Source organism: Salinarimonas sp. (genome assembly GCF_046292825.1).
GTDB lineage: Bacteria > Pseudomonadota > Alphaproteobacteria > Rhizobiales > Beijerinckiaceae > Salinarimonas.
On the sequence record NZ_JBKBQG010000003.1, the window covers coordinates 118,308 to 139,104 of the forward strand.

Consider the following 20,797-nt stretch of genomic DNA (forward strand, 5'->3'; position numbering starts at 1 on the left):
CGGCGACGAGGGAGGCGGCCCGCATCGACATCGAAATCGCTCTCGGTGAACGAGCGCGGGATCGCCGTCGAGCGGTGATCCCCGCCGCTATGGGACGAGCCGCTACCGTCCGGGGGCGGCCCGATGCCTCGGCGCGCGCGTCGCCGTCGAGCCGCGCACGACGAGCGGCGCGTCGATGCGGACCGTGCGGGGCTCCTTGTCCGTGCGGTCCATGTGCGCGACGAGGGTCTCGACCGCGGCCTCGACCATATCCTGCGCCGGTTGGCGGATGCTGGTGAGGTCGTAGGCGGGCCAGGCGGCCATCGGCACGTCGTCGTAGCCGACCAGAGCGACGTCCTCCGGCACGCGCAGGCCGAGCTCGTGGCGCAGCGTGTCCATGACGGCGAAGGCCATGTGGTCCGATCCGACGAAGATCCCGTCGGGCCGCTCCTGCCCCGAGAACAGCGCCCGCGTCGCGGCGATCGCCTTCTCGCGGTCGTATTCGCCGTCGATCACGGCGAAGGGGGCGAGGCCTCGCGCCGCGAGGCCCTCGACGAAGCCCGTCGCGCGGTCGCGCCCGGTCGCGGAGCCCGTCCAGCCGGCGACATGGGCGATGCGGCGGCGCCCGATATCGACGAGATGCTCCGCCGCCCGGCGACCGCCGGCGCGGTTGTCGGAGGTCACCGAGGAGATCGTCTCGTCGTCCTGGTGGCGGTTGAAGAGCACGACGGGCACGCCCGCGAGCGCGCAGCGCCTGGCGAGCCGGTTGGACAGGGAGACCGAGGCGAGGATCGCGCCGTCGACCTGGTAGTCCAGGATGTCGTCGAGCGTCTGGCCGAGCTCCTCGTCGGCGTTCGATGCGAGCACCACGAGGACGTGATAGCCGAGCGCCTGGAAGGCGCGGGAGAAGCGCTCGAGCGCGACGGGATAGAACTGGTTGTCGAGATAGGCGACGACGAGCGCGACGATGCGCGAGCGCCCGGTGATCAGCGAGCGCGCGAGCACGTTCGGGCGGTAGCCGAGCTCCTCGGCGGCGCGCATGACCTTTTCGCGCGTCTCCTTCGAGACGGAGGCGCCGGGCGTGAAGGCGCGGCTCACCGCCGATTGCGAAACGCCGGCGCGGCGGGCGACGTCGAGCGAGGTCGCGGGCGGCTTCGCGGCGGGCGGATCGACGGTCGCGCTCATCCCTTGACCGCCCCCGCGGTGAGGCCGGAGACGATCTGGCGCTGGAAGACCATCACGAGGAGGAAGAGCGGCGCCGTGATGGAGACGGCCGCCGCCACCGCGCGGACCTGATCCGTCGTCGTCGTCTCGCGGTTGAAGAAGCCGGCGATCGCCGGGACCATGGTCTGGCTCTGCGCGTCGAGGAGAAGGGAGGTCACGAGGAAGTCGTTATAGGCGAGCAGGAAGGAGAACAAGCCCGTCGTGATCACCCCCGGCCACATCACCGGCATGATGACGCGCCAGAACGCCTCGAAATGCGAGCACCCGTCGACGCGCGCCGCCTCGTCGAGCTCGGCCGGCACGTTCATGAAGAACGAGCGCAGCATCCAGATCGTGAAGGGCTGGTTGATCGCCACCAAGACCAGGATGACGGCGAGCGGCTGTCCGTAGAGCGTCGGCGCCGCGTCACCCAGGATCGGCCGCAACCATTCGGCCGAATTCACGAAGGGCGGCAGATAGCCCGAGACGAGCACCGAATGCGGCAGGGCGCGGAAGATCAGGGCCGAGATCAGGATCCAATAGGCGAGCGAGGAGCGCGTGCGCGCGAGCGCGTAGCCGGCGAGCGTGCCCACCGTCAGCGAGATCGTGACGACGCCGCCGGTGACGATCAGCGAGTTGACGAAGTTCCGGTAGAAGGCCTGATCGACCCAGACGTTGCGGTAATGGGCGAGCGTGAGGCCGATCACGGGCTCGGCGAGGAGGCCGAGCAGCGGGACCGGCGCGAGCGCGCCCCCCGCGGCGCCGGCGAGCGCCGGCAGGGCGATCGCGAGCCAGGCGAGGCAGGCCGCGCCGAAGGCGATCCCGCCCACGAGCCAGCCGACGGGCAGCCAGGGCTCGGGCGCGATCCGCTCGATCGCCGCCCCGAGCCGGCGCGTCGCAAGGTGCCAGATCGCGGCGAGGCTCGCGATCCCGAGCGCGAGATCGAGGACGGAGAGGCCCTGCCCGGTGGTGCGCGTCGCCGGACCGAAGATCACCGCGAGCGGGTTGGCCGAGAAGGCGTCCACGGGGAGCTTGAAGCTCATCACCGCGATCCAGAACAGGGGGAAGGCGGCGATCAGGCACCAGAGGGCCACGAACGCGCGGGTCGTCCAGGCGAGGGCGGGCGAGGGGCGCAAGGTCTTCGCGGTCGTCTCCACGGCGTCACCCCCTCGGCCGGTAGTCGCGCCGCGCCCGGATCAGGAGCGGCACGAGCAGGATCACGATGCCCACCATCGTCAGCATCGACGAGGCGGAGGCGCGCGAGATCGATCGATTGCCGGAATCGTCCGGCATCAGGAAATCGTAGGTGAGGAACTGCAGCGAGATCACGTGTGCCTGCGATGAGAAGCCGATCACCTCCTCGAAGACGCGATAGGCGTCCATCAGGTGGATCAGCGACACGAACACCACGAGCGGCATCAGGTGGGGCACGATCACGTAGCGCAGCCGCTCGAAGCGCGAGGCGCCGTCGACGATTGCGCTCTCGAGCGTGTCGCGGTTGAGCGTCTGGAGGCCGGCGTAGAACACGACGAAGGCGAAGGGCGCCACGTGCCAGACGCGGTAGAACAGCATCAGAAGCTCGATCGTCCAGCCCTGCGCGAACATCGCGATCGGCCGCCCGGTGAGCGCGACGAGCGCCTGCGTGAGGATCCCGTCGCCGATGAACAGCCACCGGATCGACAGAGCCCCGATCACCGGCGTGATGATGAAGGGCAGGAGCGAGACGAAGATGATCGGCCCGCGCACCGACCGCGCGAGCTTGTCGACGGCGAGCGCGATGGCGAGCCCCAGCCCGATCACGAAGGGAAGCGTGATCAGCGTGAAGGTGAGCGTGAAGCGCAGGGCCTTGTAGAAGTCGATGTTCTGCAGCCGCGCCCAGACGCCTTCCCCGGCGGCGAAGGCGGCGGCGACCGCCTCGGGCTGCAGGAGCGCGCGGTAGGTGTCGAGCCCGACGAAGACGGTCTGCGTCACCGGGCGCCCGCGCTCGTCGAGCACCGGCCGCGTACGCACCTCCGTACGGCAGACCGGTGCGGGAAAGCCCGGCGCGCAGGCCTCCACCTCGACCCGCTCGAAGACGGTCTGCGTCGCTTGGAAGCTCTGCACGAAGACGGTGACGAGCGGGATCGCGATGAAGAGGATCATCATCACGAGCGAGGGCGCAACGAAGGCGTAGAACGTCCGCGGCTTCACGTGTCTGTCTCCTCGGTCGGTCTGCTTTCCTGTGCTGCGGGTGCTGCCGCTCTCCTTGCCCTGAGAGTCGGTTGAATCTCTCGTAGGCTGTCATCCCGGGCCGCGAAGCGGACCCGGGACCCATACGCTCCAATGATCGTCCGAGCGCGCATGCCGCGCTCGCTCCGCACCCTCGCAGCATCGATCGCCGGAGATACGCAGCCTACAGGCTGCGACTGACACGTCGTGGTTATGGGTCCCGGATCGCCTTCGGCGTCCGGGATGACACCGCAGCGAAAGACTTTCAGATCTAGGGCTGGCGCGCCCCTCTCCGCACGCCTCAGCGCAGGACGCCGGCCTCGCGGGCGGCGGCGAGGTAGGCCTCTTCCGCGTCGGCGAGCGATTGCTCGGCGCTCTCGCGGCCGGTCAGGAAATCGGCGATGTTGTTGCCGATCGCGGTGTGCAGGAGCCCCATCTCGACGCTCGACGGGTAGGCGATCGGCCCGAGCATCGCGGTCGCGATCGCGCCCTCGGCGAGGCGGCCGGGCTCGAAGCCGTCGATCAGCCAGACCGCCGCGTCGTTGTTGGCCTCGACCATGCGCGGGGTGAGGCCCTCGAGCGCCACGCGGAAGGCGGTCTCGGCCTCCTCGTCGGTGATGTTCGCCGCGATCACGATGCCGTCCCACCAGATGGTGGAGGCCGGCGGGCCGCCCTCGACGGCGCGGGGAGCGGCCGCCATGCCGACCTTGCCCACGACCTGCGATTCGCTCTCGTCGTCCATCGCCGCCGCCCGCGTCGCCCAGAGATTGGCCATGGCGATGCGGCCCTGCTGGAATTGCTGCTGGACGTAGGTGGAATCCGAGACCAGGAACTCGGGATCCATGAATTCCGTCTTGGCCTTCATCATCTCGAGCGCGCGCACGCCCGCTTCCGAATTGATGCCGGGCCGCCCGTCGGCGTCGATCAACGTGCCTCCGAAGCCGGCGAACATGTTGATGAAGTCCTGCGCGAGGTTCCAGCCGGTCTGCATGGTGGCGCCGATCGGATGCTCGACGAGCCCCGCCTCGCGGATCTTGGCCGCCGCGGCGAGCACCTCGTCCCAGGTCTCGGGGACGGGGATGTCGAGCTCCTCGAGGATGTCCTGGCGGTACATCAGGTGTTGGTTGTTGACCATCATCGCGATCGCCATGATGCGCCCGTCGATGCGGATGAGCTGGTTCTCGCTCAAATTCTCACCGAAGCGCGCGACGAGGTCGTCGAGCGGGCGGATGGTGCCGGCGTTGAGGAGCGGCGTGAGCGTGCCGTTGGCCACCCCGCCGATATGGTAGAGCGAGGGCTGGGCGGCGAAGGCGGTGGGCTGCTTCGTGCGGAATTCCTGATCGAGCTCCGCCTGGAGGTTGGGCGCGCATTCGCGCATCGCCTCCGTCACCGCCACCCAGGCCGGAAAGGCGGCGGAGAGATGGCGGACGGTCGCGTCCGTGGTGAAGCCGCAGGCGAGCGCGGGCCCGGAGACGAGCCCGAGCGCGGCGGCGAGCGCGAATGTGCGTGACGACATGGTTCGTTCCCTTCTTGCGTTATCGTGTGGCGGCAGAGCGCAGCTGCGCCGCGGATCGGTCGGCGCGGGCGGGCGTCGTGCGAGCGCCCGTGCGCGCGTCGAACAGGTGGCAGAGCGCGGCGTCGATCCGGATCGCGACGCTCTGCCCGATCTCCGCGCGGTAATCCTTGTGGGCCTTCACGGAGACGAAGCTGCGGCCGGCGCGGACCGTGACCATCGTCGCGTCGCCCAACAGCTCGCGCGTGTAGATCGGCGCACGGATCTCGGCCGTGCCCTCGCCGGCGAGCCGCGCGTCCTCCGCCCGGAAGCCGAGGACGGCGGGCCCGTCCGCTGCGGCGAGCCCCGCGACGCGCACCCCGTCGGCGACGAAGACGCCGCCCGCGACCGTTCCCTCGACGAGGTTCATCGCCGGCGAGCCGATGAAGCCCGCGACGAAGGCGTTCGCCGGGTCGTCGTAGATCTGGGTCGGGGTGCCGACCTGCTGGATCTCGCCCTTGTTCATCACCACCACGCGATCGGCGAGCGTCATCGCCTCGATCTGGTCGTGGGTGACGTAGATGGTCGTGACCTTCAATTCGTGCTGGAGGTTCTTGATCTGCGCGCGCGTCGAGACGCGCAGCTTCGCGTCGAGGTTCGACAGGGGCTCGTCCATGAGGAAGACGGTCGGCTCGCGCACGATGGCGCGGGCGAGCGCGACGCGCTGGCGCTGGCCGCCGGAGAGCTCGGCGGGCTTGCGGTGGAGGAAGTCGTCGAGCTCGACCATGGCGGCGGCGCGCCGCACGCGCGCGTCGTGCTCGGCCTTGGGCACGCGCCGCACCTTCAAGGGAAAGCGGATGTTCTCGTAGACGTTCAGGTTCGGATAGAGCCCGTAGCTCTGGAACACCATCGCGACGTCGCGATCCTTCGGCTCGAGATCGTTGACCCGTCGCCCGCCGATCAGGATCGAGCCCGAGGTGGCGTCCTCGAGCCCCGCGATCATGCGCATCGTCGTCGTCTTGCCGCAGCCGGAGGGTCCGAGCAGGACCAGGAACTCGCGATCGGCGATGGTGAGGTCGAAATCGGCGACGCCCACGAAGGAGCCCCACCGTTTCGTCACGTGCTCGAGCCGAACCTCGGCCATGCCCCGCGCTCCCGTAGACGTGTTGCATACCTATGCAAGCAACAGAGTGACGCCTGCCTTCCCGATTGGCAAGCCCAAAGGCGCGCCATCGCGCGCCGCGAATTCAGCCGTGTCGCAGGACCTCGCGCAGCCGCGCGAGGGGATCGACGCCCATCTGGCGCAGGAGGTGGAGCATGTCGAGCGGCACCCAGTTCTCGCGGATCAGCCCCTCGTCGTGGAGATAGAAGTCCATCACCCGCATGAAGACCGGCCGTCCCGTGGGCGGCAGCCCGCAGAAGCCGCCGCCGGCGTGGATCGCATAGACCGAGGGCCAGCCGCCGGTGACCGAATAGGGTCCGTCGCCGATGCGGATGTAATGGCCCGCGCCGTGGCGCGCGCGCTCGGCCGTCACCGCCTCGAAGGTGCCCTGCGGCCGGTGGAAGGCGATGCGGAAGGGCAGTTGGTGTCCGTCGACGAAGCCGTCGAGCCCGCGCGTCGTGCCGATGCCGGCGGGGCCGTACCACATCATCAGCGGGTGCCAGTGCTCGCGCTGCGGCATCGCGATCAGGCCCTCGCGGGTGAGGCTCGCGCGGTCGTCGTGCTCGGCGAGCGTGCGATGCATGGCGAGCGTCTGGGCGAGGCTCGCCCGCGAGGTTTCCGGGTCGGAGGGCTCGAGCCGCACGCCGTCGGCCGTGATCGGACCCGACCACGCCTCCGCGCTGCCGAGCGGGGGCGCGAGCGGCCAGACGCCGGCCTGGCGCATCAGGTCGAGGACGTCCCAGAGGAGCGTCGCCTCGATCGCGCGCCCGTCGGGGCCGATGCGCCAGACCTCGCCGTAGCGCAGGAAGACCGGCCGGCGCGTCGCCGGGATGCCGAGCCAATCGCCGCGCATCGTCCCGCAATAATGCCCGACCGCCGCGAGATAGGTGCGACCCTCGTAGGTGCCGCCGACGAAGATCGCGTCGCGCCGTTCGAGATCGGGCATCGCGGCCTTCAGCGGCCGGAACACGCGCGCGAGCGCCTCTGCGCGCCCCCTCGCTTCGTCGATCGGATGGGCGACGCGCCAGGACGCGTCATCGGTCGCGACGGCGGAGAGCGCCTCGTCCAGACGGTCCGGCGGCGCCTCGGCGAGCGCGCGCAACGCGGCGTGGAAGCGGCGGCGCGAAGCGGCGGACGGGGTCGCGTGGGGGTCGAAGCCGGATGTCACCGAACGCCTCCTTGGGCGGGCTCGGGCGGGGGATGAGCCCATGCTGAGCCGGCGCGCGGCGGAAGGCAAGTTTTTCTTGCATACGAATGCAAGCCGCGCGACGATGATCTCGCCGCCGACGCGACGCGGCCTCCCGGAGCCGTCCAATGACAGACGCGCAAGCCCTTCTCGCCCGCTCGCAAGAGACGCTTTCGGCCATCCAACGGATGGAGGCGGCGCTCGCCGCCGGCTCCGACGACATGGCGGCTCATTTCCACGAGGATTTCGTCTGGCGCGGCAATCGCGGCTGCGGCACGAAGCACGGGCTCGCGGCGTTCCGGCGCGATTGGCAGCTGCCGCTGCGCGCGGCCTTCCACGATCGCGTCTACGTCACCGAGCGCTTCCTCGCCGATGGCGAATGGGCCGCCTGCTTCGGCCATATCGAGGCGACCCATGCCGGGACCTTCATGGGAATCGCGCCGACGGGCAAGCGGGTCACCATCCCCTACATGGATTTCTGGCGCGTCGAAGACGGGCGGATCGCCGACAACCCGGTCTTCGTCGATTTCGCGAGCGTGCTGCACCAGCTCGGGCGCGACGTCTTCGCCGGAGAGGGCTGGGAGGCCTTCGACCGCGGCGAGCGCACCCCGCCCCGTCCCTGATCGACACCCGCAGCCGCGCTCGGCGCCGGCCTCGCGCTTCTTCCTGCCGCCTCTCGTTCGGAGCCTGTCGTGACCGTCGTCCATCTCAAGTCCGGAAAGCCCGCCCAAAGCCGCGCGGCGGACGACGCCAAGGTCGTCGAGACCGTCTCCCGCATGCTCCGGGATGACGGGCACCCATCTCGTCGTCGACGGCGGCTGGATCGCCGAATGAACGCCATGCCGCTCCGCACGCGCGCCGGGACGCGTCGCGCCCGGCCCGGCCACGAAGAAGGATCGGCCGCATGAAGGGTTTTTCCGAGCGCTGGCGCGACTTTCCCGACTACATCCTCGGGATCACGCGCGAAATCTGGGAAGGGCGCGACGTCGCCGCCCTCGAGCGCTGGTACGCGCCCGACATCCCCGTGCGCACGCCGATGGGCGTCTCGCGCGGCAATGCGGGGGTGATCGCCTCCACGATGGCGACGCTGCACGAGTTCCCCGATCGCGAGCTCCTCGGCGAGGACGTGATCTGGTCCGGCGACGAGGCGGGCGGCTATCTCTCCTCGCACCGCATCCTCTCGACGGGTACCCACGCGCGCGACGGCTGGTTCGGACCCGCCACCGGGCGGCGCTTCCAGGTCCGTGTGATCGCCGATTGCGCGGCCAAGGCCGACGTCATCTTCGACGAATGGCTCGTGCGCGACAACGGCGGCATCGTCCGCCAGCTCGGCGGCGACCCCCTCGCCTTCGCCCGCGCGCTGATCGCCCGCGAGGGCGGACCCGAGCGGGCGTCGCGGCCGTTCGTGCCCGAGAGCGACGTCTCCGGCGATTATCGCGGCACCGGCAACGACGATCCCTGGGGGCGGCGTTACGCGGACACGCTCGCGGCGATCATGCGCGGCGATCTCGCTCACGTGCTCCGCGCCTACGATCGCGCCGCGATCGGCGAGCACGCGGGCGGGCGCACCCTCGTCGGCGCGCGGGCGATCGCCGATTCGTGGCTGTCGCTGCGCGCCGCCTTCCCCTCCGCGACCTTCGCGATCCATCACCGGATCGGCATGGAGGGCGGGATGATGCCGCCGCGCGCGGCCCTTCGCTGGTCGCTCGACGGCACCCACGACGGCTGGGGTCTGTTCGGCCGCCCGACCGGCGCGCGGGTGCACGTGATGGGCATGGCGCACGCCGAATACGGCCCCTTCGGCCCGGACGGCGTGGGGTTGCGGCGCGAATGCGCGCTCTTCGACGAGATCGCCATCTGGAAACAGATCCTCCTGCACAAGGGTGACCTATGACCCCCATCGAGATGGAAGCGCGCATCGTCCGCTACGGCGAGCTGCGCCCCTGCCGGACGGCCTTCATCGACGCGCACACGCCGGGCTCCGATCGGAAGGAGAACTTCACGATCATCGGCGCAGGGGTGAGCGAGAGCGCGGACCAGCACGTCCACATCCGCGAGACGCCGGGCTTCAACATCGGCGCCGCCGGCCAGCCGCCCAAATGCCGCAACTCGCTCCATTCCCACCGCACGGCCGAGGTCTTCTTCGTGCTCAAGGGCCGCTGGCGCTTCTTCTGGGGGCGCTTCGGCGATGCGGGGGAGGTCGTGCTCGAGGAAGGGGACATCTTCAACATCCCCACCGGCATCTTCCGCGGCTTCGAGAATGTCGGCACGGATTACGGGATGATCATGGCGATCCTCGGCGGGGACGATGCCGGGGGCGGCGTGATCTGGGCGCCGCAGGTGATCGAGGAGGCGCGGGCCCACGGCCTCGTGCTCGGCGCCAACGGTCGCCTCTACGACACGAAGCGCGGCGAGCGCCTGCCCGACGGCGTCGCGCCGATGCCGCTCCTTACCGAGGACGAGCTCGCCCACTTTCCCGAGCCGACGACGCGCGAGGTCGTCCCGAAGAGCGTCGCCCGCTACTGGGACCTGATGGCGCTCTCCGATCGGCAGCCGGCGACGGTGATCGGCGCCGACGGCGTGCTGCGCGACCGCCCCGGCTTCGAGGTCGAGTTCCTGTCGCGCGGATCGATCCCGCCGACGCCCTACGCGATCGACGCGCACGAGGTGCTGATGCCGATGCGCGGCCATTGGCGGCTCTCCTGGGCGCAGGGCTCGACCGTGCTCAATCCCGGCGACACGGCGGCGATCCCGCCGGGCCTCTCGCACGCGCTCGCGCCGTCGATGACCGGCGAGGCGAGCCTCTATCGCGTGCGCGCGACCGAGGACCCGCCCGGCCCCACGGGCCGCCTCCTCGGCGATCTGCGGTGAGGGGGCGCGTCGGATGATCCCCGTCGTCCTCCTGCCAGGGATGATGTGCGATGCGCGCCTGTTCGGGCCGGTGATGGGCGCCTTCGCCGGCCATCCGGTGCTGCACGTGCCGCTCGTCGCGGGAGACGACGTCGACGCTCTCGCGCGGGAGGTGCTCGCGCTCGCCCCGCCCCGCTTCGCGCTCGCCGGCCTGTCCATGGGCGGCATCGTCGCGATGGCGGTTCTCGCGGCCGCGCCCGAGCGGGTCGAGCGGCTCGCGCTCCTCGACACGAATCCTCGTGCGGAGCTGCCGGAGGTGCGCGCCCGGCGCGCCGGTCAGATCGCGCGGGCGCGGTCGGGCGATCTCGCGGGCCTGATGCGCGAGGAGGTGATGCCGCATTACCTCGCCCCCGGCGCGCGGCGCGACGATATCCTCGACCTGTGCCTCGAGATGGCGCTCGGCCTCGGCCCGGAGGTCTTCGCCCGCCAATCGGCGGCCTTGCGCGACCGTCCGGACCGGCAGGAGGTGCTCGCCGCCTATGACGGACCCGCTCTCGTGCTCACGGGCGCGCACGACCGACTGTGCCCCATGGACCGGCACGACGTCATGCACAGGCTGCTGCGGAACGCTCGCCTCGCCGTGCTCGACGGTGCAGGCCACCTCCCGCCGCTCGAAGCGCCGGAGGAGACGGCGGCTCATCTGCGCCGGTGGCTGAACCGTTCCAGGGAAGGCCGGAAAGGCGCGGAAGGTTGAGGCAGCGCTCGCGTCTTTATTCGGCAGTCGGCAGCCGCGCTCATGGCTGGCGGAGCCAATCCTTGGCTCGTTTCCAATCGAGGCGCGCTGCCTGCGGCATCGTTGATGCGCCCTGCCACGGACGAAATCCAGGACGCGATTCGCGAGGCGCTGCTCGAAGAGGCGAGGCTGTCGGCGCCGTTCTGGCCGCCTCCGTCGCGAGACGAGATCGTCGCCAACTTCGCCTCGGGCGAATGGCCGACCCCTTCCATGGAAGCCGCGGGTTTCGTTGCATCACCGGCCGCGCTCAGAACGATCCGTCAGGTTGCCGAACAGGCGCGTTGAGGCGCCTCATCGCCACGAGGCCTGGAAGGTCTGAAGCCTCGTGCCGAGGCCCTCGCCCGTCGCCGCGCTCGGCCGACGACATTCAGCCTGGGAAGCGCTGCGGTCGAGGCGCGTGACCGAGGATGGAACTACTTTTCGCACAGTGGTTTCGAAGGCTATCGCGCGATCGGTCCGACGATCGATCCCATCGCGTCCGGTCCGACACTCACCGCTCGCCGAGGCTTTCCTGGAGTGCCCGGACGATCGGCTCGAAGAAGTAGCCGATCAGGCGTCGATCGCCCGTGACGACATCGACCTGCGCGGTCATGCCGGCGCGCAGGCGGTGGGATCCCGAAGGGGTGACGAGCGCGGGGGCGTCGGGCACGACGCGCGCCACGAAGACGAAACGGCCGTCCGGCGTCTCGACGGCGTCGGCCGAGACGGCCGCGACGCGCCCTGCGACATGGCCGAAGCGCTCGGCCGGGAACGCGTCGAGGCGGATGACGGCCTTCTGTCCCGGCTCGAGGAAGCCGGCATCGAAATTGGCGAACCGCACCTCGAGCTCCGGGAGATCCTCGTCCGGCACGACGCGCATCAACTCGGCTCCCGCCTGCTCCACGCCCCCGATCGTGAAGACTCGCAGGCGGTCGACGGTGCCGTCGACGGGCGCGACGAGAACGGTGCCGGCGAGGCGTCTGCGGGCCTGGACGAGCTCCTCGGCGAGTTCGGCGTGCCGCGCGTCGATGTCGGCGCGGCGCTCCACAAGGCGCGCGCGCGTACTCGCGACGAGAAGCGCGCGCTCGGCCGCAAGTTCGTCCGCATCGGCGAGCGCGCGCTCGATCTCGCGCTCCAGCGTGCGCCGCTCCATCTCCAGGCGGTTGGCCTCGTCGACGACGTCGAGATGGGCGAGCCGGCTGCGGGTGCCGCGCTCGAGCAGCTCCTGCGAGGCGACGAGGCGCTCGTCCTGGCTCTCGAGCGCGGCCTCGATGCGGCCGATGCCGGCGCGGGTGACCGCACGCGCGCGCTCGTTGGCGAGGAGGCGGGCATCGATGCGGGCGGCGGCGCCGCGCAGCTCCGCGAGCTCGGCCGCGAGCAGATCCCGCTCGTCGGAGCGCACGCGCGTCGCGTCGCTCGCCAAGGCGGCGAGGCCAGCCTCGACGAAGTCGGGCTCGCTCGGATCGCGGGCGAGGGCCGCGAGGAACGCCTCGAGGCGCGCGCGCTCGGAGATCAGCCGCGCCTCCTCGGCCTCGCGCCGCGCGAGCTCGGCGCGGGCGTCGGTCGGGTCGAGGAGGACGAGCGGGTCCCCGGCGGCGACGCGCGCGCCGTTCTCGACGCGGATCTCGTGGATGCGGCCGCCGAATTCCGGCTGCACGACCTGAACGCGCGAGAGCGGCACCACGCGCCCCTCGCCGCGCGCCACGATCTCGACGCGCATGACGATCGAGAGGGCGAGCGCGCTCGCGAAGAGGAGCACGAGCACGGCGAGCGTGAGGTGGAGGGTCGGTGATCCGACCGGCGGGCGAGGGGAGGGGATCATCGCAGCGCCTCGAAATCGACGACGAGGGCCGGATCGGGAAACGCGTCGGGCCGGTGCGTGACCACGACGACCGTCACCCTGCGGGAGAGCGCGGCAAGGCGCTCGGCGAGCTGCGCTTGCGACGCGTGGTCGAGCGCGCTCGTCGGCTCGTCGAGGACGAGGATCGCGGGCGCGCGCACGAGGGCGCGGGCGATCGCGAGGCGCTGACGCTGGCCGCCGGAGAGGGCGCCGCCGCGTTCGCCGACCTGGCTGTCGAGGCCCGCCGGCATGCGCGCGACCATCTCGTCCGCGGCTGCATTCGCCAGCGCCGACGCGATCGCCGCGTCGTCGATGCGCGGGTCGCCGAGCGTGAGATTGTCGCGGATGGTGCCGGCGAAGAGGAACGGCTCCTGCGGCACGTAGGCGACGCGCCGGCGCACCTCCTGCGGATCGTGGGCGGCGATGTCCTCGCCGCCGACGAGAATGCGCCCGCTCGTAGGTACTTCGAGCCCGCAGACGAGGCGCGCGAGATCTAACACGTCCAGATTGCGCTAGCCCAAGGCATCGGGTGGCGCAAGAGCGTACCGCATGAGAATCGACACGTTATAACATTTCTTGACTCGGAGGTTCTTGGGCTCTAGCTATCATGCTAGATTGAGTATGATGTTTAGATGGCGCACAAGATTGTGTGCCCGTTATGCAATCCTGTGGTGGGTGACGCATGGATCGCTTGCGCGATTGGCTTGCCTTGCACGAACTGACGGTAACGCAGGCCTTTTCGATTCTGTCGGCTGTGCGGCGCGGCTCCGCTCGGATTCCGCATCGCTGGTCCAAGCTTGTCGGCGAGCGAATGCGGTCGTCGGCGGCTGCTGACGTGGACGGGACGCAGGCGGCATTCCATGGTCGCGTCGCTGAGGTCCGTTCCGTGTAGCCCGCAGAAGCGGGCTGCACCCTTGAAGCGAGAGACCAAGGAGAAGGACGATGCCGAGGTCGTTGCGAGATTGGACGAAGATCGCAGTGTTCTGTGCTGTCTTCGCCGTCTTATCCGGAGCGCTCCAGATGGCCGTCGGCGCGGAAGTGCCGCAGATGCTGGCGGGAGTCGCGGTCGCCACGGCGATCATGGCTTTCGTTGCAATCAAGACGAATTGGATCATCCGCTGAGCATTCGCGTGCCCTCGCGGTCTTCGCGCCGCGCCTCCGGGCGTGGGCGAAGACGGGTGAAGGGGTGGTCGAGACGCCTTCACCCGGCGACGCTGCCGGGCGGGAAAGCCCGGCAGACGTCGGCGCATTCGGCGGACCGAAAGGAGCGGCTGTCGGTGGCGTCGCGGGAGCCGTCGGAGGAGGCGTCAATGCCTTCGGCGAAAACGTCGGCTGGTGGTGAGCGAACAATCACATCTCCCTGAAGGGAAATCGCCATGATGCGCTACGTCATCGACAGTCTCTGGATGGTGCCGGCCACCGCAATCGGCTATGCGGTGAAGCTTCTGTTGTTCGGCTATGACGAGGGCGACTGGCGTCTGATCTTGATCATTCATGCCGTCGCGACTTGGATTGCGATAAGCTTCGCGCCACCGTTCTACAGGCGCTGGTTCAACAGCGGCGGGTGAACGACCATCGCGCAGCCCGTTCCGACGGGCTGCGTCATCTCAATGCCGACCACGACCGCGATACCTGATGCGATGCGCTTTCGCGACTGCCTGCCTTACGCGTTGTTGCTGACGATCAACACCATTTACATCGTCCTGCGCACCCAGAATTGGAAGCCGGCTGCCATGGTCGCCTCGCTCGCAGCGTTCGCGCTCGTTGGGGCAGCGGTCATGACGCTCGCAGAGCGCTATCGTGCCTACAGAATGGGACCGGAGGGCTTGCGCGCCATCCCCGCCCACCGCTGCCTCGTCTACGCGCTCGCCATCGTGGCGATCGCATCGGCGCTGACGACGACCGCCTTCGTGCTGCCGCCGCTCGTCTTCGCGATCGTGCTGATGGCCGGCGGTCTCGCCATGACCTGGGCAATGGCAGCGCTCGAACGACGCAATCTTCCCCTGCCCCTCGAAGGTGAGGGCGGGTCATGAGGCTGCTTCGCACCAAGGCCGCCCTGCGGATCGCCGTCGGCGCGACGGCAGCGGTGGCGATCCTCCTGCCGACGCTCGCCGCATCGCTCGCCCCCGCCTTGCAGCCGGCCGCTATTCTCGCAGGCGGTGCCGCCGCAGTCGCGCTCTTCATCGTCCTGATGCGAGCCGATCCGCCACCATGACCCGCCACCGCCTTCTCGCCCCCATCGCCCTCCTCGCCGCCGCGCTCGCCTGGCTTCTCCTCGCCGATTCGCATGCCGGCGACCCGCCCGTTCGGCTCTTCGTCCTCCCGAGCGAGGGCCCCGTCGTCGCCCATCTCGTCCTGCCCGTTTGCCCGCACGGCGCCTGCCCCGGCTCGACGGCTCTGATGCACTACACGGAGCATCTGGCCTGGCTCTCGGCGGTGGGGAGGGAGGCGCCATAGGCGACGAGGTCGACGGCGTCGAAGAGGCGGCACGTCGCCCCGCCGATCCGCGCCTCGCGATGACGGCCGAGTGCGACGTAGTCCGTCGCGATGGCCTCGACCGCGTCGGGGCCAGCTTCGTCGGCGAAGCAGTCGAGAATGCCGTTCGAGTCGAATTCCTCGACGCGTTCCCAGCGCGAGGCGCCGTCCGCGCCGCACACCGGCACCTCGTACACGACCCGGCGCTTGCCCGGGATCTCCGCGAGCGCCTCGGCATAGTGGAGGGCGGTGATCGCATCGAGCGGCGCGCCGAGGAGGAGAACCTTTCCGCCGGCGAGGACGAAGCGCTCGATGGGGGAGCCGGGACCGTAGCCGGTGCCGAGCGGATGCACGTCGACGAGCGCGCCGGCCCGGCGCCCGACAGCGGCCATCGAAGCGTCGGGATGGGGACTGCGCCGCACGCCCGGCAGCCGGAGGATGAAGCGGTTGAGCGCGCCGAAGCCGGAATAGGGCTGCGCGGTCGCGGGGTCGAAGGCCGGCCACGCGGCGCGCTGGGCCGGCGGCAGCGCGCGCCCGCCCAGCGTCGCCTCGTAGGGCGAGCGGTCCCACGAGACGTAGGCCATGAGCGTTCCGTCCGCCCCGACCGCATCGAGGAGCGCCCGCGCCACGCCCGCCGGACCGCCCTCGACGGGTCCGAGCGCGCGCAGCGAGGCGTGCACCATCACGACGTCCCCCTCGCGGATCCCCAACGCGCGCAGCGCGCCGATCAGATCCGCGCGCTTCATTGCGACCGTCATCGCCGTCCGACCTTCGTGGCTTGCCGAGGCGAGGACGTGTCGGGATGACGCGAGCCGACGGGCGAACGGCGACGCGACGATGCTCGACTGCCCGGCGCATCTGCCGGCCTGCCAACGAGGGTATAGACCTCACCGAAGAACGACCATCCCCTCCGCGGCACGTCGCCCTATGTCGCGGCCGCCGCCGTTTTCGCGACCCATTCCGCGACGACCTCGTCGAGCGTGGTCTCGCCGCTCCGGGACGCTCCCTCGCCGGAGAAGCGCACGTGCCCGGACGTGATCGCGTCGTACATCGACGCGAGGAGCGTGGCGTAGGCCTCGCCGATTCCGGCTCCCACGAGGGTGGGGACCCAGGTCTCGCGCGGCGGCGCGATCGGAGCGACCGGGCGGCCGAGCGCGGCGCCGATGCGATCGGCGACCTCCGCCGGGCTGTAGTCGCGCGGGCCGGCGAGCTCGACGATCGCGGGCGGGGCGGGGTCGAGAAGGAGTGACGCGGCCATGCGCCCGATGTCGCGCGTCGCGACCATGCGCCGAGGGGCGTCGAGACGCGCGAGCATGCTCGGCAGCACGCCCTCGGCCACCGCGACAGGCAGGACCTCGCGCCAATTGTCCATGAAATAGGTGGCGCGCAGGAAGGTGAGCGTCGGCGTCGAGCCGGCGAGCGTCCGCTCGAGATGGTGGAGCGCCTCGATGATGCCCGTGCCGCCCTCGAGATGGGCGCCCTCCGAGGAGAGCACGACGAGGCGCTGCAATCCCGCCGCCTGCGCCGCCCGCGCCACAGCGCGACCGACGTCGCGATAGCGGCCGATCGGGTCGGCATCGCCGAGGAAAGGCGGCGCGAGCACGTAGGCGCCGCGCGCGCCCTCGAAGGCGCGGGCGAGTGCGTCGGCGTCGGTCAGATCCGCCTCGACGAGGTCGATCGCCTTCGGCACGCGTCCGGCCGCCGCCGCGCTGTCGCGGACGATGCCGCGCACGCGCGCGCCCGTCTCGAGGAGCGTCGCGGCGGCCGCGCCTCCCGTGTTTCCCGTCACGCCGGCGATCGCGAACATGATGTCCTCCCGTCTCTGACAGCGCCCCGGTCGGGGCTCGACAGAGGTGTAGGGGACGGATCATCATGCGTGAAATGCATTCTCGATATCGTCATCATGCGTGAGGTGAAAATGCGCGAGGTCAATCTGCGCGGCATCGATCTCAACCTCCTCGTCGTGCTCGACCTCCTCCTCGAGCACCGCAACGTGACGCGTGCGGCCGAGGCGGCGGGGATGAGCCAGCCGGCGACGAGCCGCGCGCTCGGGCGGCTGCGGGCGCTTCTGCGGGACCCGATCCTCGCGCGGGGCGTCGACGGCTTCGTACCGACGCCCCGCGCGCTCGCGCTGCGGCCGGCGCTGGCGCGGGCGCTCGCCGAGATCCGGGCCGTCGTGACGATCGAGGATTTCGATCCCGCTCATTGGCGCGGCGCGATCACGATCGCGACGACCGACCACCAGTCGATCCTCCTGCTTCCGGCCGTGCTCGCGCGGCTCGCGCGCGAGGCGCCCGGCGTCGACGTCGCGGTCGTGCCGTTCTCGTCCGACGCGCTTGCTTCTCTGCGCGAGGGGCGGCTCGCGTTGAGCTTCGCGATCGACGAGGTGCCCTTGCCGCCGGGCCTGCGCGCGGAGCGCCTCCACCGCGACAGCTTCGTGACCATGCTGCGCGAAGGTCATCCGGCCACGGGCGCGCCCTGGACGCCGGAGAGCTTCGCGGCGCTCGACCACGTGCTCGTCACCGTGACCGGCGAGGGCGGCGGCGCGATCGACGCGGAGCTCGCCCGCCTCGGTCTCACGCGCCGCGTCGCCCTGCGCCTGCCCCATTTCCTCGCGGCTTTCGCGGTCGTCGCCGAAAGCGACCTCGTGGTGACGCTGCCGCTGTCGCTCGCCGAGCGCTTCGCCCCGGTCTTCGGCCTCGTCCGCCGCAAGCCGCCGGTTCCCCGGCCGCCCTTCACCGCAACGATGATCTGGCCCGAGATGCTCGACGACGACCCCGCCTGCCGCTGGTTCCGCGAGGTGGTCCGCGAGGAGGCGACGCGTCTCGCCGGCCCCGACGCTCACCCGGACCGGTGAGCCATCAGCGCCATCAGGAGTGAGAGCGCCGCCAACGCGATCTGCTCGCGCGTCCCTGCCCGTAGGGGAAGGGTGGACGCCGGAGCGCAAGCGACGGCGGCCGGGTGGGGACCGGGGGAGATCGAGTGTCGGGCGTCGCGCCCCACCCGACCTGCGTCGCCTTCGGCTCGCAGGCCACCCTCCCCTCCGGGGAGGGATGCGGGCGGGTCGAGGGCGCGCCGAGACGGACGTCGCGCGGCTGGCGGCTCGTCGCTCAAAGCTTGTGACCCCGCATCCACAGGCCGGCGAGCTCGCGGCCCGAGAGACGCCAGCGGGAGGGCAGCTCCGTGCGCTCGGGGAGGCCGATATCCCGGCGGATGTCGTCCGCGAGAGCGTCGACGTCGATCGCGTCGACCGCGCTGGTGCTCCGGCGCCCGATCCGGTGCGCCGCTTGTCGCCGCATATCGGCGAGCGTCCGTACGAGCGACATCGTGAGATCCTCCGCCGATGGCCTCGGAGGACGCCTCCGCCGAGCGGACGCCGAAACCGCGCGCGAACCATCGCTGCGTGTCGGCGGGGCCGCCGCGCCTGCGTCCTCGGCGGGCGAGGAGGGTTCGCCCATGCCCGCGCGACGCGAGGCGAGAGCGTCCGCCGCGCGGCGTGCACCTCGACCGATCTGCGCGGTGCCCACGGCTGGATGCTCGTGCGGCATCGGCAGACGGCTCTCCGGCACGGGTCGAGCAAGGAAGCCTTTTTCCGATCTACGAGAGAGGCATTCGGAGAATCGAAGGAATGAAGACGGAATTGCCGGTGGAGCCGATCTCGACCGATCGTCTTTCGCTCAGACGCTTTCAGGCGGCAGATTATGGCGCATATGCCACCTACCACACCAACGCGGACGTCTATCGGTACCTCTATAGCGCGCCCCCGGACGCCATGGCGTTGAAGAAGCAGTTCGCGGCCGCCATCGACGACCGGTTCGTGGAAGATGGCGATGCGGTTCGATTGGCCGTTACGCGGCAGGACGATGGCGCGGTCGTCGGAGAGGTCCTGCTCAAGATCGCATCGACATCGGCTCGACAAGGTGAGGTCGGATACATCTTCAATCCGGCCTTCGCAGGGCATGGTTATGCCACCGAGGCCACCGGCGCGATTCTCGATTTCGGCTTCTCCCGGATCGGGTTCCATCGGATCTTCGCCCGCCTCGACACCAAGAACTCGGCTTCCATCGGAGTCGTCGAGAGGTTGGGAATGCGCCGCGAAGCTCATTTCATTGAAAACGATTGCTTCGACGGGGTTTGGGGCGACGAATACGTTTACGCGCTTCTGCGGTCGGAGTGGATATGCCGGGGTCGGTCGTGACATCTAGGACGATCGCGCCCGATCATTCGGCGTCATCATGACGCGTCCGATCGCGCGGCGCCCGTCGAGGAGGGCCGGTCGAGGAGAGCGGCCTCCACGACGCGGCGCGTGACCAGGCCGAGGACGCGCTCCTTCGTCTCCGCGAACGGGCCGTCGAGGACGAGCCCCGGAACGGGTTCGAGCCCGTGCGGTCTCGACGGCGGTCCGCTCGAACCGGCCTGCCGCCGCTTGCGATTGCGACGATCGTCCATGCATGCGCTCCTATGGCCTCGCCGGCCGATTTCCGTTGTCCTTGCCTCCGCCGAATGTCGGGCCTCCTCTGACCTCGAGCAGCAACGGGCGATGGTCCGAGACCTCCGGCGCATCGACGACGGTGAAGGTTTCGACGCGCGCCTCGTCGTCGACCAGCAGGTAATCCGCGAAACGGCCGGGCTTACGATAGAGGGACGTCCTCGTCCCGTCGAAGCCTCGCTGCGTGACGAGCTCGACGAAGCCGCGCGCCTCGAACAGGCGCAGGGTCTCGCTGTCGGGCTCGACGTTGAAATCTCCGCAGACGATTCGCAGGTCGCCCGCTCGCGAGACACGGCTCGAGGCCTCGAGCAGACGGCGCGCCTGGGCTGCGCGTTCCGGCGTATCCGCCTTGCCCCGCGGATCGCGCAAGCCGTGCACGTGGGTGACGGAGACGACGAGGTCGCGTGAAGCGTCGCGGAGCCGGACACCATGAGCGTTGCGCGGACGGGGATGCTCTCCGAACCCGTCTTGCGAGAATTCCTTGTGCACGAAGGTCTCGACCGAGCTCAGGATCGTGAGCGAGCGGTGGACCAGCGTGGCCAAGCCGAAGCGCGACGGCACGGCGACGTCGTCTCTCCAGAGCACGCCCTCCGCCGCCGGGAAGAAGCCCGCGACGTGATCGGGAAATGCGTCGACGAGCTCGCGAAACAGATTGGCGCGCTGCGGTAGGACGAGATCGCCGTCGCGATAGGCGAGCCAGCGCGCGTCCGACGCGGGCGTGTCCACCACCTCCTGGAGGCAGAGGACATCGGGGGCTTGCGACACGAGATAGGGGATCAGCGCGTCGGCGAGCGTGCCGCCCCAGGCGTTCAGGCACAGCACTCTCATGCCGAAGAACTCCCCGCGCCGCTGCGCACCGTCCGCAGCCCACATCGCTTCCGCATGGCGCTCATTGGAAGCCGATCAGCGCCAGGCGCAGGAGGACGGCTGCGATGCCGATCGAGATCGCCAGGATCCCGAGCCCGACCGGGGATCCGAAGCCGAACCATCGCAGCGCCAGACGGCTGTGATCCTCGTCGAGGCGCGCGTGCGGCACATTCCGGTGATCGATGTCTTGCATGGCTGTTCCTTTCGCTCGGTGGTCAGACGAGATGGCCAAAGTGGCTGCGCTCGGGAGCGAGAGCGGCGATCGCGGTGCATT

25 protein-coding genes are annotated in these 20,797 nt (G+C 70.2%); 11 read left to right on the forward strand and 14 right to left on the reverse strand.

Annotated elements, in window-relative coordinates; translation table 11 throughout:
* Window positions 1-102: 102 nt before the first annotated feature.
* The 6 genes from ACK4UM_RS03050 to ACK4UM_RS03075 all read right to left on the reverse strand — a co-directional run bounded on the left by ACK4UM_RS03050 (window position 103) and on the right by ACK4UM_RS03075 (window position 7,212).
* Window positions 103-1,164: a LacI family DNA-binding transcriptional regulator gene (locus ACK4UM_RS03050; protein WP_409795447.1), complete on the reverse strand. Its 1,062-nt coding sequence runs from the start codon at window positions 1,162-1,164 to the stop codon at window positions 103-105.
* Entirely contained in the window at window positions 1,161-2,339 is a 1,179-nt protein-coding gene (locus ACK4UM_RS03055) for a carbohydrate ABC transporter permease (protein WP_409795449.1), read from the reverse strand. The genes ACK4UM_RS03050 and ACK4UM_RS03055 overlap by 4 nt, the downstream gene beginning before the upstream one ends.
* A gap of 4 nt (window positions 2,340-2,343) precedes the next feature.
* Window positions 2,344-3,372, reverse strand: coding sequence for a carbohydrate ABC transporter permease (locus ACK4UM_RS03060; protein ID WP_409795452.1), 1,029 nt, complete (start codon window positions 3,370-3,372; stop codon window positions 2,344-2,346).
* Between the two features lie 319 nt (window positions 3,373-3,691).
* The gene (locus tag ACK4UM_RS03065; protein WP_409795455.1) at window positions 3,692-4,906 is read right to left on the reverse strand and encodes an ABC transporter substrate-binding protein; all 1,215 of its coding nucleotides are present in this window, start codon (window positions 4,904-4,906) and stop codon (window positions 3,692-3,694) included.
* A 19-nt stretch (window positions 4,907-4,925) separates the two neighbouring features.
* On the reverse strand, window positions 4,926-6,026 hold the full coding sequence (locus ACK4UM_RS03070) for an ABC transporter ATP-binding protein (protein WP_409795458.1): 1,101 nt from the start codon (window positions 6,024-6,026) through the stop codon (window positions 4,926-4,928).
* Window positions 6,027-6,129: 103 nt separating this feature from the next.
* Complete coding sequence (locus ACK4UM_RS03075) at window positions 6,130-7,212, reverse strand: ester cyclase (protein ID WP_409795461.1); 1,083 nt, start codon at window positions 7,210-7,212, stop codon at window positions 6,130-6,132.
* 146 nt (window positions 7,213-7,358) lie between these two features.
* On the opposite strand from ACK4UM_RS03075, the gene ACK4UM_RS03080 reads away from it, so the two are divergent.
* The 5 genes from ACK4UM_RS03080 to ACK4UM_RS03100 all read left to right on the forward strand — a co-directional run bounded on the left by ACK4UM_RS03080 (window position 7,359) and on the right by ACK4UM_RS03100 (window position 11,158).
* Complete coding sequence (locus ACK4UM_RS03080) at window positions 7,359-7,853, forward strand: ester cyclase (protein WP_409795464.1); 495 nt, start codon at window positions 7,359-7,361, stop codon at window positions 7,851-7,853.
* Between the two features lie 281 nt (window positions 7,854-8,134).
* A complete protein-coding gene (locus ACK4UM_RS03085; protein WP_409795467.1) occupies window positions 8,135-9,124 on the forward strand; it encodes an ester cyclase in 990 nt (329 codons plus the stop codon).
* A complete protein-coding gene (locus ACK4UM_RS03090; RefSeq protein ID WP_409795470.1) occupies window positions 9,121-10,101 on the forward strand; it encodes a cupin domain-containing protein in 981 nt (326 codons plus the stop codon). The genes ACK4UM_RS03085 and ACK4UM_RS03090 overlap by 4 nt, the downstream gene beginning before the upstream one ends.
* 13 nt (window positions 10,102-10,114) lie before the next feature.
* A complete protein-coding gene (locus ACK4UM_RS03095; protein WP_409795473.1) occupies window positions 10,115-10,834 on the forward strand; it encodes an alpha/beta fold hydrolase in 720 nt (239 codons plus the stop codon).
* 42 nt (window positions 10,835-10,876) lie between these two features.
* Window positions 10,877-11,158, forward strand: a complete 282-nt coding sequence (locus ACK4UM_RS03100; protein ID WP_409795476.1) for a hypothetical protein — start codon at window positions 10,877-10,879, stop codon at window positions 11,156-11,158.
* 205 nt (window positions 11,159-11,363) lie between these two features.
* Here the strand turns inward: ACK4UM_RS03100 and ACK4UM_RS03105 are convergent, their stop codons facing one another.
* Complete coding sequence (locus tag ACK4UM_RS03105) at window positions 11,364-12,674, reverse strand: HlyD family type I secretion periplasmic adaptor subunit (RefSeq protein ID WP_409795479.1); 1,311 nt, start codon at window positions 12,672-12,674, stop codon at window positions 11,364-11,366.
* Entirely contained in the window at window positions 12,671-13,192 is a 522-nt protein-coding gene (locus tag ACK4UM_RS03110; RefSeq protein WP_409795482.1) for an ATP-binding cassette domain-containing protein, read from the reverse strand. Before ACK4UM_RS03110 ends, ACK4UM_RS03105 begins: the two co-directional genes overlap by 4 nt.
* A gap of 876 nt (window positions 13,193-14,068) precedes the next feature.
* On the opposite strand from ACK4UM_RS03110, the gene ACK4UM_RS03115 reads away from it, so the two are divergent.
* From ACK4UM_RS03115 to ACK4UM_RS03130, 4 genes are all read left to right on the forward strand, one after another.
* Complete coding sequence (locus ACK4UM_RS03115) at window positions 14,069-14,260, forward strand: hypothetical protein (protein WP_409795485.1); 192 nt, start codon at window positions 14,069-14,071, stop codon at window positions 14,258-14,260.
* A 72-nt stretch (window positions 14,261-14,332) separates the two neighbouring features.
* Window positions 14,333-14,725: a hypothetical protein gene (locus ACK4UM_RS03120; protein WP_409795488.1), complete on the forward strand. Its 393-nt coding sequence runs from the start codon at window positions 14,333-14,335 to the stop codon at window positions 14,723-14,725.
* Window positions 14,722-14,907: a hypothetical protein gene (locus ACK4UM_RS03125; RefSeq protein ID WP_409795491.1), complete on the forward strand. Its 186-nt coding sequence runs from the start codon at window positions 14,722-14,724 to the stop codon at window positions 14,905-14,907. The genes ACK4UM_RS03120 and ACK4UM_RS03125 overlap by 4 nt, the downstream gene beginning before the upstream one ends.
* Entirely contained in the window at window positions 14,904-15,149 is a 246-nt protein-coding gene (locus tag ACK4UM_RS03130) for a hypothetical protein (RefSeq protein WP_409795494.1), read from the forward strand. The genes ACK4UM_RS03125 and ACK4UM_RS03130 overlap by 4 nt, the downstream gene beginning before the upstream one ends.
* Here the strand turns inward: ACK4UM_RS03130 and aac(3) are convergent.
* Entirely contained in the window at window positions 15,098-15,925 is an 828-nt protein-coding gene (aac(3), locus tag ACK4UM_RS03135) for an aminoglycoside 3-N-acetyltransferase (protein WP_409795497.1), read from the reverse strand. The two genes, ACK4UM_RS03130 and aac(3), sit on opposite strands and share 52 nt — an antisense overlap.
* Before the next feature lie 167 nt (window positions 15,926-16,092).
* The gene (locus ACK4UM_RS03140; RefSeq protein WP_409795500.1) at window positions 16,093-16,974 is read right to left on the reverse strand and encodes an NAD(P)H-binding protein; all 882 of its coding nucleotides are present in this window, start codon (window positions 16,972-16,974) and stop codon (window positions 16,093-16,095) included.
* Window positions 16,975-17,070: 96 nt separating this feature from the next.
* On the opposite strand from ACK4UM_RS03140, the gene ACK4UM_RS03145 reads away from it, so the two are divergent.
* The gene (locus ACK4UM_RS03145; protein WP_409795503.1) at window positions 17,071-18,024 is read left to right on the forward strand and encodes a LysR family transcriptional regulator; all 954 of its coding nucleotides are present in this window, start codon (window positions 17,071-17,073) and stop codon (window positions 18,022-18,024) included.
* A 253-nt stretch (window positions 18,025-18,277) separates the two neighbouring features.
* On the opposite strand, the gene ACK4UM_RS03150 is transcribed toward ACK4UM_RS03145, so the two are convergent.
* Window positions 18,278-18,493, reverse strand: coding sequence for a hypothetical protein (locus tag ACK4UM_RS03150; protein WP_409795506.1), 216 nt, complete (start codon window positions 18,491-18,493; stop codon window positions 18,278-18,280).
* Between the two features lie 302 nt (window positions 18,494-18,795).
* On the opposite strand from ACK4UM_RS03150, the gene ACK4UM_RS03155 reads away from it, so the two are divergent.
* On the forward strand, window positions 18,796-19,365 hold the full coding sequence (locus ACK4UM_RS03155; RefSeq protein ID WP_409795509.1) for a GNAT family N-acetyltransferase: 570 nt from the start codon (window positions 18,796-18,798) through the stop codon (window positions 19,363-19,365).
* A gap of 35 nt (window positions 19,366-19,400) precedes the next feature.
* On the opposite strand, the gene ACK4UM_RS03160 is transcribed toward ACK4UM_RS03155, so the two are convergent.
* The 3 genes from ACK4UM_RS03160 to ACK4UM_RS03170 all read right to left on the reverse strand — a co-directional run bounded on the left by ACK4UM_RS03160 (window position 19,401) and on the right by ACK4UM_RS03170 (window position 20,716).
* Window positions 19,401-19,616, reverse strand: coding sequence for a hypothetical protein (locus tag ACK4UM_RS03160; RefSeq protein WP_409795512.1), 216 nt, complete (start codon window positions 19,614-19,616; stop codon window positions 19,401-19,403).
* Between the two features lie 10 nt (window positions 19,617-19,626).
* Entirely contained in the window at window positions 19,627-20,484 is an 858-nt protein-coding gene (locus ACK4UM_RS03165) for an endonuclease/exonuclease/phosphatase family protein (protein ID WP_409795515.1), read from the reverse strand.
* Window positions 20,485-20,545: 61 nt separating this feature from the next.
* A complete protein-coding gene (locus ACK4UM_RS03170; RefSeq protein ID WP_409795518.1) occupies window positions 20,546-20,716 on the reverse strand; it encodes a hypothetical protein in 171 nt (56 codons plus the stop codon).
* Between the last annotated feature and the right edge of the window lie 81 nt (window positions 20,717-20,797).